12 protein-coding genes are annotated in these 14,313 nt (G+C 68.0%); 6 read left to right on the top strand and 6 right to left on the bottom strand.

All coding sequences use genetic code 11. From position 1 onward, the window contains the following. The coding region (locus VM681_09130) for an HVO_0476 family zinc finger protein (GenBank protein ID HVL88146.1) at nucleotides 1-187 on the top strand (187 nt) is incomplete at its 5' end. Nucleotides 188-203: 16 nt separating this feature from the next. On the opposite strand, the gene VM681_09135 is transcribed toward VM681_09130, so the two are convergent. After that, nucleotides 204-383, bottom strand: coding sequence for a hypothetical protein (locus VM681_09135; protein HVL88147.1), 180 nt, complete (start codon nucleotides 381-383; stop codon nucleotides 204-206). 194 nt (nucleotides 384-577) lie between these two features. Between VM681_09135 and VM681_09140 the strand changes: the two genes are divergently transcribed. After that, entirely contained in the window at nucleotides 578-1,096 is a 519-nt protein-coding gene (locus tag VM681_09140; protein ID HVL88148.1) for a helix-turn-helix domain-containing protein, read from the top strand. A 3-nt stretch (nucleotides 1,097-1,099) separates the two neighbouring features. After that, the gene (locus tag VM681_09145) at nucleotides 1,100-1,696 is read left to right on the top strand and encodes a hypothetical protein (GenBank protein ID HVL88149.1); all 597 of its coding nucleotides are present in this window, start codon (nucleotides 1,100-1,102) and stop codon (nucleotides 1,694-1,696) included. 111 nt (nucleotides 1,697-1,807) lie between these two features. On the opposite strand, the gene VM681_09150 is transcribed toward VM681_09145, so the two are convergent. The 4 genes from VM681_09150 to VM681_09165 all read right to left on the bottom strand — a co-directional run bounded on the left by VM681_09150 (nucleotide 1,808) and on the right by VM681_09165 (nucleotide 8,304). Beyond that, nucleotides 1,808-4,210: a S8 family serine peptidase gene (locus VM681_09150; GenBank protein HVL88150.1), complete on the bottom strand. Its 2,403-nt coding sequence runs from the start codon at nucleotides 4,208-4,210 to the stop codon at nucleotides 1,808-1,810. Between the two features lie 104 nt (nucleotides 4,211-4,314). Beyond that, nucleotides 4,315-5,391 (bottom strand): hypothetical protein, encoded by a 1,077-nt coding sequence (locus tag VM681_09155; protein ID HVL88151.1) that lies wholly within the window; start codon nucleotides 5,389-5,391, stop codon nucleotides 4,315-4,317. Nucleotides 5,392-5,459: 68 nt separating this feature from the next. Continuing rightward, a complete protein-coding gene (locus tag VM681_09160) occupies nucleotides 5,460-6,677 on the bottom strand; it encodes a S8 family serine peptidase (GenBank protein HVL88152.1) in 1,218 nt (405 codons plus the stop codon). A 178-nt stretch (nucleotides 6,678-6,855) separates the two neighbouring features. Continuing rightward, nucleotides 6,856-8,304, bottom strand: a complete 1,449-nt coding sequence (locus VM681_09165; GenBank protein ID HVL88153.1) for a helix-turn-helix domain-containing protein — start codon at nucleotides 8,302-8,304, stop codon at nucleotides 6,856-6,858. 94 nt (nucleotides 8,305-8,398) lie between these two features. On the opposite strand from VM681_09165, the gene VM681_09170 reads away from it, so the two are divergent. Then, nucleotides 8,399-10,543 carry a CARDB domain-containing protein gene (locus VM681_09170; protein ID HVL88154.1) on the top strand — a complete coding sequence of 715 codons (2,145 nt, stop codon included), beginning with the start codon at nucleotides 8,399-8,401 and terminating at the stop codon, nucleotides 10,541-10,543. Between the two features lie 12 nt (nucleotides 10,544-10,555). Here VM681_09170 and VM681_09175 read toward each other — a convergent pair whose 3' ends face one another. Then, on the bottom strand, nucleotides 10,556-11,404 hold the full coding sequence (locus tag VM681_09175; GenBank protein HVL88155.1) for a ribose-phosphate diphosphokinase: 849 nt from the start codon (nucleotides 11,402-11,404) through the stop codon (nucleotides 10,556-10,558). Between the two features lie 188 nt (nucleotides 11,405-11,592). Here VM681_09175 and lonB point away from each other — a divergent pair, with 188 nt between their 5' ends. Together lonB and VM681_09185 are read left to right on the top strand one after the other, a co-directional pair. Further along, entirely contained in the window at nucleotides 11,593-13,602 is a 2,010-nt protein-coding gene (gene lonB, locus VM681_09180) for an ATP-dependent protease LonB (protein HVL88156.1), read from the top strand. A 114-nt stretch (nucleotides 13,603-13,716) separates the two neighbouring features. Continuing rightward, entirely contained in the window at nucleotides 13,717-14,262 is a 546-nt protein-coding gene (locus tag VM681_09185; GenBank protein HVL88157.1) for an NTPase, read from the top strand. Nucleotides 14,263-14,313 lie beyond the last annotated feature (51 nt).

A 14,313-nucleotide genomic window follows, 5' to 3' on the forward strand; every position in this document is an offset into this window, starting at 1 on the left:
GCACAAGACGATCCGCAAGGAGGTCGTGCTGGGCCCGCGCGAGACGCTCTCGGTGGGCGACGAGCTCACGCTCGGGCGGTTGCGCGTGCGCATCCACGGCATCAAGGTCGAGGGCAAAATGCTCGACAAGGGAAGCGCCGAGGCCAAGGAGATCGTGCGGGTGTTCGCGAAGCCCGTGCGCCTGTAGGGGTCGGCGACCGCGCTCAGCCCTGCATCGTCCGAAGCTTCGCCTCGAGGGCGTGGATGGCGTCGAGGTTCTCGCGGTACACGCGGTTGTAGGTGGCCACGTCGATCTTCTTTGTCAGCACGTCGTGCTGGGCGCGCACGATGGCCGCCTGGTGCTCGCGCACGCGAGCGACGAGCGAGCCGTAGTCTTCCGTCACGGGGTGGCAAGCGGGGTCGCGCTTCATGAACCTGACTGGCGGGCGGGCGCCGACGGCTTGCGATGAATGTTCATCGCAACGTCGGGTTGATCGCTGGCGTCCCGAGGCCGCCCGGGTTCCAACGGAAAAGTGCCTTTTCCGACAGTTACATAATGCCGCCGCGCGACTAGATTCGCCGGGAACGGGCGAGTCGCATGGGGATCAAGCTTAACAAGACCGCGGATGGGCGCGAGCACGTCGTCTTGGAGCCCGAGCTTGCGGCACGCCTGGAAAGCGCGGTCCGGGCCTCCAGCGGGTTCTCGCTGCGCGTGGGCGAGTCGCTTGCCCGGGTCGAGCCCCGCGAGTTCGACACGAGCCTCGTCCACGTGATGGAGCGCGTGAAGCCCCTGTTCCAGAAGTGGACGCTTGAGATGCTCTTTGTCCTCGCCGTGGCCCAGAAGCTTCGCTTCAACCAGATCAAGTCCCGCCTGGAGGGCATCAGCTCCCGCACGCTCTCGACGAAGCTCCAGGAGCTCGAGGCCATGGGCCTCGTCGACCGCAACGTGGTCAACGAGCGGCCCGTCCGCATCGAGTATCGCCTGAGCGAGCAGGGCCGCGTCATCGCGGGGCTCACGGCGCCGCTTGTGGTCTACATGAGCCTCGAGCCCGCCCGCGTCGTGCCCGCGCTTGCAACGATCCACGCGGACGACGACGCGCCGGCCACGCAGGCCTAGCGCATGCGCGAGTTCCTCGTCGCCTTCTCCCGCGCCCGGAGCGCCCCCGACGTTCCTCTCGACGACCTTCCGTCCTCCGGCGGACGCTTCGACCTCGTCTGCCGCGTCGTTGCCGCCGCGTTCCTCGTCTCGAACGGGATCCGTCGCGACGTCCGCCTCACGCTCGTGCTGGAGGGTCCGCCCAAGCCGCCGCTTGCCGTGCGGCTCCGCGGCGACGCGCTTCGCAACCTGCACCCTGACGAGCGGTCGATCGCCGCGTGGCTGCTTCGCGCGATGGCAAAGCCCTCGGTGCCGGGCGCTTGGCTTTCGGCCGGCGACGGCATCGAGCTGTCGCGCGCCTTGCCCTCGGACGTCCTGGCGGAGCGTCCGGACGCTCCGCTTGTCGTCCTTGCCGAGGACGGCGTTCCGCTGGAGAAGGCGGAGCTGCCCGCGGGGGCATGGTTTGTCCTGGGGGACGACCGGGGCGTTCCGCCGTCGCTTGCGTCGGCGCTGTCGACGCGTCGGGCCCTCCGCCTCTCGGTGGGTCCGGTGAGCCTCCACACGGACCAGTGCGTCGCGATCCTTCACAACGCGCTCGACCGGGCGGGCGCGACGCGGTGAGCGGGGACGGCCGGGAGGCGGAAGGCACGCCCCCCGGCCTGCGCGAATCCGCCTCCCTTCACTGCACCCTCATGTTTCGGAGGAAGCCCGCGCTTCCTCACGTGAAAGTCCTCATTGGACTTTCACGTTGTCGATGGCCCACCCGAGGTAGTTGTTGGCCGTCCCGTCGACCGAGTCGAAGAAGAAGCGGACCTTCGTGCCGCTGCTCTTGTAGCTCGACAGGCCGATCTCGACCGGGCCCCACGCCGTCTGGTCGGCGTTGCGGCTGTCGCGCTGCCAGAGGGTCGTCCACGACGTGCTGCCGGACACTTGCACCTGCACGCGCAGGATGTCGTAGGCGCCACCCGAATAGTTCTCCTTCACGTACTTCGTGTCGAAGGTGAGCTTGGGCGAGGCGATGTTGTTGAGGTTCATCGCCGGCGTGTCCGCGTTCCCGGTCGTGCGCGAGCCCGTCGCGTAGTTGCACGTGCTCGCCTGGTTGTACTGCAGGGAGTTGGGCGACGACACGGCTCCCGCGCACGTGCTGCCCACGCGCCACAGCCCGCTGAACGTCCAACCGGCAGGCGTGCCCGTTCCGCCGTCGAACTTCTCGTCGAGGACGGCCGTCGCAGCCTGGCACCCGCTGATGGACAGCGTGGCCGTGCCGGTGGCGCCGTTGTAGCCGCCAAGCTGGATGCGGTACGTCGTCCCGGAGGTGCAGGTGAAGCTGATCTGCGATTGCAGGCCGCCTCCCGTGTCGTCGTTGCAAGCGAGGTTCGCAAGTGAGCCAAGGCTGCTTCCGGTGTACGCGGCAACCACGGTGTCGTAGTTCGTGCTTCCGCCCACCGTGCTCACGGTCGCGGTGCCCGCGGCCGGCGCGGTCCAGCTGTACCAAACGGTCGCGCCGATGCTGCCGCACGGCCGCGGCTCGCCGGCCTCGAGGTCGGCCCCGCTCGTGCTTTGCGTGTTCGAGTAGGGCGATCCCGTGGCGGAGATGGGACTGCCAAAACAGTTGTTCGACGGTCCCGGACAGGAGGGCGTGGCCGAAACCTGGTTGCTGCGCGGTCCCTCGCCGACGGCGTTCACGGCGGAGACCTGGTAGTAGTACGTCACGCCGTTTGTCACGCTCGTGTCGGTGTACGACGTCGTGACGCCAAGGCTCGCGTAGAGCGAGAGCGAGCCCGACGTGGTCCCCCGGTAGAGCCGGTAGCCCGTGATGGGGCTTCCGCCGTCGGAGGGCGTCGTCCACGAGAGCGACACTTGCAAGTTGCCGGCCGAGGCCGAAAGCGAAGGCGCCGAGGGCACTGAAGTCGCCGGAGCCGTCGCCGCGTCGGCGCGGATGCGGCCGTAGCCGAACTTGTTGTCGAAGCCCGCCGCGCCGAGGTCAAGGGCGGTGTTTCGCAATCGGTTCTCGATGTCCGTGAAGCCCCAGGACGGGTTGAGCGTCTTGAGGAGCGCGGCCGTGCCCGCCACGTGCGGCGTGGCCATCGAGGTGCCGCTCATCGTGCAGTAGCTGTTCGTGTTGGGGCCGCAGGCCGACAGGATGTCGCTCCCGGGCGCCGAGACGTCCACTTGGGGCCCCTCGCTCGAGAAGCTCGAAAACCCGTCGGAGGAGGTCGTCGACGAGACGACGATCACGACAGACGCCTTGTCGCGCCACGGGTAGGAGACGCAATTCGTGCACGGGCCCGAGTTGCCGGCGGCCGCGACGTGCGTGACGCCGCGGTCGTGCGAGTATTGCACGGCGTCGTTCATGGCTGCGCTCGCGGCGCTGGAGCCCCACGAGTTCGAGGCGATGTGCGCGCCTTGGTCGCCGGCGTACTTGAGCGCGTTCACGAGCGTGGTGGTGGAGGACGTGCAGTAGATGCCGGAGACGTAGAACGCCTTCACGGGAAGGATCGTGTGCTGGCTCATGCCCGCGATGCCTTTGGCGTTGTTGATCGTGGCGCCGGCCGTGCCGGTGGTGTGCGTGCCGTGGTAGCCGCAGGCGCCTCCCTCGTCGTTCGGGTCGTTGTCGTTGTTCACGAAGTCGTACCCTTGCAGCACGCGGCCGGAGCCCGCGAACTCCTCGTGCGTCTTGACGAGGCCCGAATCCATCATCTGGACCTTGACGGAGGTGGAGCCAAGCGTCCGGTCCCACGCGGTCTCCGCGCCGATCTTCTTGCTGCCCCAGTGGCCCGAGTTGCCGTACAGGGAATCGTTGGGCACAAGCCGCAGGAAGGCCGCCATGGGGTTGTCCCATTCGTAGTAGCGCACGCGGTCGTCCGTGCGAACCTGCGCTTCGAAAAGCGAGGCTGGCTCGGCCCGCACGACGGCAAAGACGAGGTCCGCGTCGGTCCACAGCACGGTCGCACCGTGGTACGTCGCGCCCGGCTCGATCTCCGAAGGGATCCTGTCGAAGAACCCGACGATGTAGTCGCGCTCGCCCACCGGCGCGCGCGAAGGGTCCACGAGAATCGGATCGACGCTTGCAAGATCGGCCACGGCTGTGCCGTACGGGAAACCGAAGAACGCGATCGCGACGCTGACGCTCACCAACCGACGGAGGTTTCGCAGCCTCTCATGCCCCCGCCGCCGCAGCGTCCCGCCCCCCTATCAAGGTCGCGGGGGCGTTTCCGATGCGGGTTGCGTCGGAAGCTTCATGGCCTGCGCGCGGCCGCGATCGCAACCCCGAACGCGAACAACACCCCGACCGGTTCGAGCGCGGGCGCACGGGCCGGAGGCGTCACGACGACGAAGCGCCACTGGAACGAAAGCGTGCCGCCCTCGCTGTTGCGCGCCTCCAGCAGGACCGTGTGGTTGCCGGGAGCAAACCCACCAGCGGGAGCGTACGAGAAGGCGCCTTCCGAGAATGCCAACCGATCCGTGACTTCTTGCCGGTCCACAAACAGCCGAACGTGTCCGGTTTCGACGGCGCCCACAGGCGTGGAAAGCGTCACGCGGACGCGCGCCGTGACGGGAACGACGGAGCCGTTGGCGGGCTCGTACGTTTCGAGCACGGGTCCCGGAACGAAGGTTCGCTCCGGCGTTGCAAGCGAGAACGTCGGCGAGCGCGCCGCGTTGCCCGAGAAATCGTGGCACGTGGCCCAATAGGTGTAGTTCGTTTTCGGCCGCAGCCCGATCACGGGGTAGTTCTGGAACCGGGCGGGTTCCGTCGTGGGGTACGGAACGGGCTCTGGCGCGCTCTCGCGGAGGATCTCGAGGTTGCACAAGGCGTGCTCGTCGGTCGTCGTGGAGATGAGCGCGCCGGCGTATGTGACGTTCTCCGGCGGCAGGAAAACGATGCGGGGCGGCGCGACGTCGCGGCGGAAGGCAAGCGAGTGGTTGCCGGCGGGAAGGCGAACGCGGAACTCGACCAGAAACCCGTCGTCCTGCGCGCGGCCGGTGAGGTTGAACAGCGCGTGGTCGCCGGCGGCCTCCTCGAGCGCTGGGCTCGAGTATTCGTTGGGAATCGACCCGCCCACGGTGGGGACGACCTGCCGCGGGCGCTCGACGTCGAACGTGCCCGCGAATCGGATGCGCCCGTACACGGTGCGCTCGGCCGAGACGTTGAGGATCGCCGTATCGGCGTCGAGGCGGACCCACTGGGGGCCTTCCCCCTGCACGGTTCCTCGGGTGCCTTCCGCGTCCGCCTCGAAGTCGTCCGATGCCGCCTGCGCGACGCCGGGGAGGACGAGGACGCAAAGCGCGAACGCGAGCCTCCAATGCCCCCGCATGGCTCCGGGGAACGCGTGGGGAAAAATAAAGGCGAGGGGCGCCCCGCGGCGCCCCTCGGATCGTCACGTCAGGCCGCGCCGCCGCGGATGAGGCCCCAGCCGTACGTGCTGTCGTGGCCGGAGGCCCCAAGGTCCATCGCGGTGGACTTCAGGCGGTCGTAGATCTGCTGGGACGTGAAGCCCGGGTTGTTGCTCTTCACGAGAGCGGCAAGGCCCGCCACGTGGGGCGTGGCCATCGAGGTGCCCGACGAGAGCACGTAGCACCGGTCGGCGTTCTGCTTCGTGCACGGCTGCTTGTCCGTCCACAGCGAGGGAATGTCCTCGCCCGGCGCGGAGAAGTCGAGCTCGGGGCCTTTGCTCGTGAACGACGACACGACGTTCGTCTTGCCCGTGCTGCCCACGGCCGTCACGCCCGGGTACTTCGCGGGATACTCCACACAGTTGCTGCAGCCGCCGTTCCCCGAGGCCGCCGCGATAAACGCGCCCGCGTCGAGGGCGGCGTTGATGGCGTTTCGGATGGTGGACGAGTCGCCCGTGGTGCCAAGCGAGTAGCTGTGGATGTGGGCGCCCGAGCCCGTGCAGGAGTTGATGCCGTTTGCCACCTGGCTTACGGTGCCCGAGCCGCGGGTGTTCAAGAGCTTCACGCCGCCGATGGCGACCTTCGTGATGCCCGCCACGCCCTTGGCGTTGTTCGGCATGGCGGCAATCGTGCCGGTGACGTGCGACCCGTGCCCGTTGTCGTCGTAGGCCGTGGTCTTGCCGTTGATGGCGTCAAACCAGTGGTACCAGGTCACGCCCTGAAAGTCCTCGTGCGTCCTGCGTTGGCCGGTGTCGCCCACGCAGACCTTCGTGGACGTCGTCCCGAAGCCTTTGTCCCAGGCAAGCTCCATGTTCGTGGTCGCGGGTTTCATGTCGTACTGGTAGTTCGCGTAGTGCGTGTCGTTGGGGACAAGCGAGGCCCGCACGACCTCAAGGTCCCGCTCGACGTAGCGCACGTTGTCGTCGCGTGCCGTGGTCGCGAAGAACTCGTGCGGAGTCGAAACGTCCACGACGAAGAACCGGAGGTCCTCGTTCACCGAGACGACGGTCTGGCCCGCGTACGTGGACCGGTCCTCCGGCAGCTCGTGGAAGGCCACGATCCACAGGCCCGACGACGCGCGCTCCGAAACGCCGGCCGATGCGAACTGCGGCGGTCCGGCGTCGGTCATGCCGACCTGCGGGACGGCCGAGGCGGTCGAAACTCCAAGCACAACGAACATCGCGATCACAACGACGATTCCTTTCATCCTTTCCACTCCCGACCTTCCGTCGTGAAAAGACCGACGGCGGCATCGAACTTCGGCCGCAGACGACGACGCGGCGATCCTGAAACGAACGTGCCTTGGCTCTCGAGCGTGCCCCCTTGCGGCCCGCGCCCCCGCGAGCGCACAATATTCGGTGGCCGACGTTGAACCTGCCGCCGGACTATTGCAACGATTGCACAGGAGCGAGCACCCGGCGGCCGTCCACGCCCGAAGGTGCGATCGGGGGCGCGTCCTGCCCGACTGCAAGCGCGGCGTGGGCGCCCGGCACGTGCGTCAGGATGACCCGCGCAAGCGCGCGTCGAATCCGGATGCCCGCCGTGCTCGCGCTTGCATGGATCTCGCGACCCACCTGCGCCAATCCGATGCGCCGGGGGGATGCAAAGAAACCGCCCTCGGCGGCCTTGCGCAGCGCGCGAAGGTCGGCGCCGGCGCGGTTTGCAAAAGAGGGTGCTTCCGGGATCTGCACGAACCGGTACCGGCCTTGCGCGAAGTCCCGCACGCCTTGGGCAAAGCGCGCAAGCCCCGGCTGCGATCCGTAGGCCGTAAGCCTTCCCGCGCCGTGGCGAAACTCGGTCGTGAGCGCGCCGGCCGCTCCGCAAGCGTCCCGGAGGAGGTGCTCGGGCGAGAATCCTCCGGAGCCCTCGCGCGGCCGGGCCCAGCGCTCGAAGATGACCCGACGTCCGAGGGACCGCTCGAGAACCTCCCGCGCCAGGATCGGTTGCGGAAGGGCCCCGCCCAGCTGGCGATCGAGCCGCGCTACCGCCTCGGGCGGGCCTTCCACGACGAGGATCTCCCAGGCCTCTGCGTCGACGACCGAAAGCGATTCCACGCGACCCACGAGCGCGGGCTCCGACAGGATGGCCGAGCGAAGTCCCGTCGCCTCGACGGGTGCCCAAAGCTCCACGGCAAGCGATGGCGAGCCGCTTCGCTGCGCGCGGATCCACTCGAGGTGCAAGGCGCAAAGACGCGCCACGGCGCGACGGAGATCCTCCTCCAGCGCGCTCTTCGAGCGGTTCTGCCGCGCCGCAAGCAGCCGGATGGAGGTGCGCCGCGGCTCGTCGAAGTATCCATGGGAGAGGGCGTGAAGGAGGATCCTCTCGTCCGGCGGGGCAAGCCCCCCCGATGCCGCCTTGGAAGGCGCCGGCCCAAGGCGCAGCAGGCGCAAGCGAAGCGAGGGAGCCAACGCCGTTCGCGCGGCGTCGACGAAACGCTCGAACGGGGCCTCGGCGGGCGCGGTGACGGTGACAAGGAGCGCGCCGGCTTCCACGCGGGCCGCGTAGGCCGCGCGGGGACCCAGCTCGCGCGCGCAAAGCTGGGGAAGCGACGGGCGCCCGCGCCCGTCGTCGAGGTCCGGGTCGAAAAAGGCCAGCGAGCCCGGTTGGCGCGCCAGGGGCTGGAGGGTTCCGCCGGCGGCGGCTTCGCGCGCCAGCCGGGCCGAGAGCTCGTCGAGGTCGCGCTCGGGCCCCTGCACGATCACCAGGCGGGACACGGCGTCGGAGGTGGCGCAGGTGGTTCGGATCGTGGCGCGGAGCTTGGGGCGCGCCAAGAGAAGATCGTAGACGGGGCTGGGGCTCCGACCGGTCACGGCGAATTCGACTTGTCGGCGCACCGACTGCCCCCGCCGGGTCAACCGCCGCCAAGCGCAAGAACGTTGCGTCCCAAGCCGCAACCCTTACGAGAGGACGAGTCGTGCCCGAACCCCGATGCGCGCGCTTCTGGCGACGGCTGCCCTCGGTGCGGTCCTCCTGTCGGCCCTGTGGCTTGCCGGCGACGCGTCCGCTGCGCGGGAGTCGACCGTGGTCGCGCTTGCCTACAACGTCGACGTTACCCAGCCGACCCTCCTTGACCAGGGCATCGTGCAGGTGACCCTGGAGATTCGAAACGCGCGCGATCGGGTCCTCAACTTCACGTTGCGCACGGCGACGCACGAGTACGCTGTCCTGCGTCTCTTCAACGATCTTGGCGGGACCCTGCGGCAGCACGCGGGCGGCTGGAACTTCACGCCGACCTCGGACGTCGCGTCCTTCATGTACGAGATCAACGTGCGCAAGCCCGCCACCACGCCCAGCGAGTACAACAGCTGGCTCTCGCCGGCCTTTGGCGTCGTGAAGGCCGAGGCGTTGTCCATCCCGTTCGATTACACCTACTACTGTCCCGTCGGATGGACCGGCGGCCAGCCGTGCCCGGGCCCGAACTTCACGGCCGCGGTCACGTTCCGGCTGCCCGCCGGCTGGAACGTCGAAGCCCCATGGGAGGCCACGGGCCCCGGTCAGTTCGTGCTCCCGGCCGGCGACGCGATCCGCGGCGTGCTGCCGCGCGGCTTTGTCGCGCTGGGTCCGTTTTCGGGCGAGTCGCAGGAGCGCGCGGGCAAGACGTTCGTGTACGCGCGCCTCTCCGGCGAGCTTGCGGACCGCTCCGTGATCTTCGACTACCTCGAGGCGGCCACGCCCTACTACGCAAGCGTGTACGGCAACGTCACGCGCGACAAGATCCTCGTCATCAGCGCGGGCGCGCCCATGTTCCACGGGGGCCTCGGGTCGACCGACTCCCTTTTCGTGCACCAGAACGCCACGCTGAAGACGATCGCGCACGAGTACGCGCACACGTACCAGATGTTCCAGGCGCACAACGTGGCCGGCGCCTCGACGATCTGGATCAACGAGGGCGACGCGGACTATCACGGCGCGATTTCGCGCTTCGTCGCGGGCTTCCTCTCGCTCGACCTCCTCAACGCCGAGCTTCGAAGCGAGTACGAGAACCGCACCCAGGACCCCAACCGCGGCGAGGTTGCGCTCACGAGCCCCGTGTACGGGGCCGACGACCAGCAGGTCGCCTACCGCAAGGGCATGTTCACGCTTGCGCACCTGGGATCCGAGCTCTCCGGCGCCACGAACGGCCGCGCCACGCTTGCCACCATCATGACCGCCCTCAACCAGGAGTACGTCGAGAACATCAGCCGGAACACGAGCCGGCTGCCACGCGTCACGAACGACGACATGCTCCGCGTGGTGAACCGGCTGGCGCGCTCCGACGGCGTGCTCGTGGACTTCTCGACGTTCTTTGATCTCTACGTCTTTGGCCCGACCTACCCGCCGTTTCGGGAGGTCGTCGCGCTCGAGGACATCGTGCTCGAAGCGCTGCGGGCCTCACCCTCGCCCGCCCTGCCCGGTCAGCCGGTGCAGGTCACGGTGGAGGCGCGCAACCGCGGCCCCACGGCGGCGGAGCGCGTCATCACGCTTCGCGTGGGCGGTCAGGTCGTGGGGACGCAAACGTTGTCCCTTGGCATCGGGGAATCGGGAAGCGCCCGCTTCGTCTGGACGCCCGACGAGCCGGGCGACTACGTCCTTGAAGCGGCCTACCTGCAGCGGATCCTGCCCGTGCTCGTCCCGGCCGAGTTCGCCATCGTGGGTATGGACCCCACGCCCACGTTCCCCATGGCGCTGCGACCCTTCGACGTGGTCGTCTTCGTGCGCAACACCGGGCAGGCTCCCGGGGAGGCCCTCGTGCGCGTGAATATCGGCGAGACCGAACGCACGGCGGCGCTCTCGATCCCCGGCGGCGTCACCGCGCGCGCGAGCGTCGCGTTCACGCTCCCGGAGGCCGGCGAATACGAGATCGCCGCTCGGCTGGACGGGTCGGAGGCGCCGCCCCGGCGGCAGACCTTGCGCGTGGACGAGCTCGACAGCGACGGCGACGGCGTTCCCGACGCGCGCGACGCGTACCCGCACAACCCAAACCTTTGGGAATCGAATCCGGTGAACGACGTCCGCAACGCGACGCCGGCGTGGGAATCGCTGCCGCTTGCGGTGGGGTTCTGCGCGCTCCTCCTGCGTCGGCGGCGCGCCTAGCCCTCGGGCCGCTCAAAGCGCCTTTGCGACCACGCTTGCGACCGAGACGAGCGACGCCTGCCCCTCGATCGTGTCGGTGGCGACGACCTCGTCCACGCCGGAGGACAGGAGTTTCGGGAGCGCGTCCTGGATGAAAAGGCCGTGCGTGCAGGCGGCGACGACCTTCTTTGCGCCTTGCCGCTTGAGCTCGCCGGCCGCCTTCACCATCGTGCCGCCGGTGCTGATGATGTCGTCGAGGATCACGACCGTCCGCCCGTCGACGGCCATCTCCTTGGGCATCATGACGACCTCCGTCGACGTGAGGCGCTTCTTCTCCAGGTGGTCGCTCTTGGCCTTCAAGAACATGGCCGCCTCGTGCGCACGCTCGGCCGCCCCGGCGTCGGGAGCCAGCACGACCTCCACGCCAAGGTTGCGCAGGTGGTCGCAGATGGCCGGCACGGCCGTCACGGCGCGGCAGGGAACGTGGAACATGTGGCTGATGGCGGGCCGATGGGGATCGACGAGCAGCACGCGGTCGGTCGACCGCTCGATGATGCGCGCGACGACCTCGGCCGAAACGGCCTCGCCGTCCACAAAGACGCGATCCTGGCGAGCGTAGCCGAGGTACGGGATCACGGTCGTCACGCTGCGAGCGTTGCTGCGCCGGCACGCATCCTGGATGAGCAGGAGCTCGACGAGCGCGCCGTCGGAGACCGTCGATTGCACGACGACGACGTCTTGCCCCCGAACCGGCGTCGTGAGGCGGGCGTACGCCTCCCCGTCCGGGAAGCGCTTGGTCTCCACGCGGGCAAGCGGCACGCCCAGTTGGTCGGCCAGGCGCTTGGACAAAACAGGGTTCTGCGGCCCCGACACGACCAGCATCGAGGCGGGAAACCGCCGATCCCTCCAAAAAGGAATGCCTTGATTTCAGCCCTGCTCCCGTTACCACAAATCATATATGTAGTGGGACCATGAAAGAAACTCGGACGTGGCCCAGCACCGGAGCCCTACGTTACTTATAACGCTCTTGCGCCGGTGAGGGGACCCGCGTCGATCCGCCAGGCGTTGCGATGAACGAGACGAAACAGGTCGACGAGTGGGTCAAGGAGCAGGATTTCTCCACGACGGAGGACATCAAGGTTCCGGACCGGCTCATCGACCAGGTCATCGGCCAGGAGAAGGCCGTCGAGGTGATGCGGAAGGCCGCGGAGCAGCGGCGCCACGTCATGCTCATCGGCGACCCCGGAACGGGCAAGTCCATGCTCGCCAAGGCCATGAGCGAGCTTCTGCCGCCCGAGGAACTCGAGGACATCATCGCCTACCCCAATCCCGACGACAATCACCAGCCGCGCATCCGGGTCGTGCCGGCCGGCAAGGGCAAGGAGATCGTCTCCGCCCAGAAGGCCGAGGCGCAACGCAAGCAGGAGCGCAAGGCCACCATGCAGCTCCTCGTGGTCGTGGCCCTCATCGCGCTTGGCGTCGCCATGTTCCTTGCAAGCCAGCCGCACGAGCCCATGTTCCTCCTGCTGGGACTCTTTGGCGCGCTCATCCTCTTCATGATCATGCGGCAGATGACGGTTCGCGAGACGTCGCTTGTCCCCAAGCTCCTCGTGAGCCACACGCCCGGCGAGAAGCCCCCGTTCGTCGACGGCACGGGCAGCCACGCGGGCTCGCTTTTGGGCGACGTGCGCCACGACCCCTTCCAGTCGGGCGGCCTCGAGACGCCCGCGCACGACCGCGTCGAGGCCGGGGCCATCCACAAGGCGCACAAGGGCGTGCTCTTCATCGACGAGATCAACATGCTCCGCATGGAGAGCCAGCAGTCGCTGCTCACCGCCCTCCAGGAGCGGAAGTTCCCGATCCTCGGCCAATCCGAGCGCTCCAGCGGCGCGATGGTGAAGACGGAGTCCGTGCCGTGCGACTTCGTGCTCGTCGCGGCGGGCAACATGGACGCGCTCAAGGGCCAGGAAGGCAACCCCTTCCACCCGGGCATGCACCCGGCGCTCCGCTCGCGCATCCGCGGGTACGGCTACGAAGTCTTCATGAACAGCACGATGGACGATTCCGACGAGAACCGCTGGAAGCTCGTCCGCTTCGTGGCGCAAGAGGTCAAGAAGGACACGAAGATCCCGCATTTCGACAAGATGGCCGTCGCCGAGATCCTTCGCGACGCCCAGCGGCGCAGCGGCCGGCGCGGCAAGCTCACGCTTCGCCTGCGCGAGCTTGGCGGCCTCGTGCGCGTGGCCGGGGACGTGGCCATCGAAGCAAAGGCGCCGCTTGTCACGCAGACCCACGTCGTGAAGGCCAAGATGATCGCGCGCTCGCTTGAGCAGCAGGTCGTCGACCAGATGATCGAGCACCGCCGCGAGTACCGCACGTTCCGCGTGAGCGGCGGCGCCATCGGCCAGGTGAACGGCCTTGCCGTCTTCATGGGCGGCGAGGTGGGCGAGCCCTCGGGCATCGTCATGCCGATTGCCGCCGAGGTGACGCCCTCCCAAAGCAAGAGCGAGGGCAAGGTCATCGCGACGGGCAAGCTTGGCGACATCGCCCGCGAAGCGGTCCAGAACGTGGCCGCCGTGATCAAGAAGCACACGGGCGTCGACGTCACGACGCACGACATCCACATCCAGTTCGTTCTCGCGCACGAGGGCGTCGAGGGCGACTCGGCCTCCATCTCGGTGGCGACGGCCGTCATCAGCGCGCTCGAGGAGATCGAGGTCGACCAGGGCGCGGCCATGACCGGATCGCTGTCCATCCGCGGCGACGTGCTCCCCGTGGGAGGCGTCACGGCCAAGATCGAGGCGGCCGCCGAGGCGGGCCTGAAGAAGGTCATCATCCCAAGGGCAAACCTCCAGGACGTCCTCATCGAGGAGCGCTACCGCGACCGCATCAAGATCGTGCCCGTGGAGACGCTCGACGAGGTCCTCCAGGAAGTCCTCATGACAAGCCCCAAGAAGAAGGGCCTCGTGGAGAAGCTCGCCAAGTTCATGCACAAGACGAGCACGACGCTTGGAACGGGCGTTCCGGGCGCCGGCGTGCCGGCCGGCGCAAGCGGCGCCACGAAGACGCCCGGCCTCTAGCGCGGTGCCTTCGTTCGAAACCTCTTGGATGCGTTTGCGCGAGCGTGCGCACGCACCCGAGCGAAACGGACCGTATATAAAGCCGGCCGTCGTTACGGCGCAACGCCGTCGCCCATGCTCCAGGATATAAAGATCGGGATCACCGGCCTGCCGCAGGTCGGCAAGACCGCCACGCTTCTCAAGATCGTCGAGAAGCTCGAAGGACGCGACGTCATCGTGGGCGGCATGGTCACGGAGCCCTTCGTCGAGAACGGCAAGCGCGCCGGATTCAAGATCGTGAACTGGCTCACGAAGGAAGAAGGCGTCCTTGCGCGCGAGGGGGCGACCGGCGACGTGCGCACGGGCAAGTACGGCGTCGATCTCGACGTCCTCGAGACCGTGGGCGTCACGGCCATCCGACAAGCCATCGCGGAGGCCGAAGTCATCGTCATCGACGAGGTTGGCAAGATGGAGATGGAAAGCGACACCTTCTGCCAGGCGGTCAAGGACGCGCTCGACACGCCAAAGCCCCTCATCATGACGCTCCACAAGAAGTCCCGCAACCCGCTCTTGCAGGACATCCGGCGGCGCGACGACATCCGCATCCTGGAAGTCACGCGGATCAATCGCAACTTGTTGCCGTACAAGATCGAGAAGCTCCTAGAAGGAGAGAACATCTAGGAGTGGCAAGAACGTCGCGAACGGAACGTCGAGAGCAGGCGCGCGACCCGT

This window comes from Candidatus Thermoplasmatota archaeon, from assembly GCA_035541015.1.
Lineage (GTDB): Archaea > Thermoplasmatota > SW-10-69-26 > JACQPN01 > JAIVGT01 > DATLFM01.

Excerpts from the sequence above, each read along its gene's own strand:
- VM681_09140 (HVL88148.1), top strand. The coding sequence starts at position 578 with ATGGGGATCAAGCTTAACAAGACCGCGGATGGGCGCGAGCACGTCGTC.
- VM681_09145 (HVL88149.1), top strand. The coding sequence starts at position 1,100 with ATGCGCGAGTTCCTCGTCGCCTTCTCCCGCGCCCGGAGCGCCCCCGAC.
- VM681_09155 (HVL88151.1), bottom strand. The coding sequence starts at position 5,391 with ATGCGGGGGCATTGGAGGCTCGCGTTCGCGCTTTGCGTCCTCGTCCTC.
- VM681_09160 (HVL88152.1), bottom strand. The coding sequence starts at position 6,677 with ATGAAAGGAATCGTCGTTGTGATCGCGATGTTCGTTGTGCTTGGAGTT.
- VM681_09170 (HVL88154.1), top strand. The coding sequence starts at position 8,399 with ATGCGCGCGCTTCTGGCGACGGCTGCCCTCGGTGCGGTCCTCCTGTCG.
- VM681_09175 (HVL88155.1), bottom strand. The coding sequence starts at position 11,404 with ATGCTGGTCGTGTCGGGGCCGCAGAACCCTGTTTTGTCCAAGCGCCTG.
- lonB (HVL88156.1), top strand. The coding sequence starts at position 11,593 with ATGAACGAGACGAAACAGGTCGACGAGTGGGTCAAGGAGCAGGATTTC.
- VM681_09185 (HVL88157.1), top strand. The coding sequence starts at position 13,717 with ATGCTCCAGGATATAAAGATCGGGATCACCGGCCTGCCGCAGGTCGGC.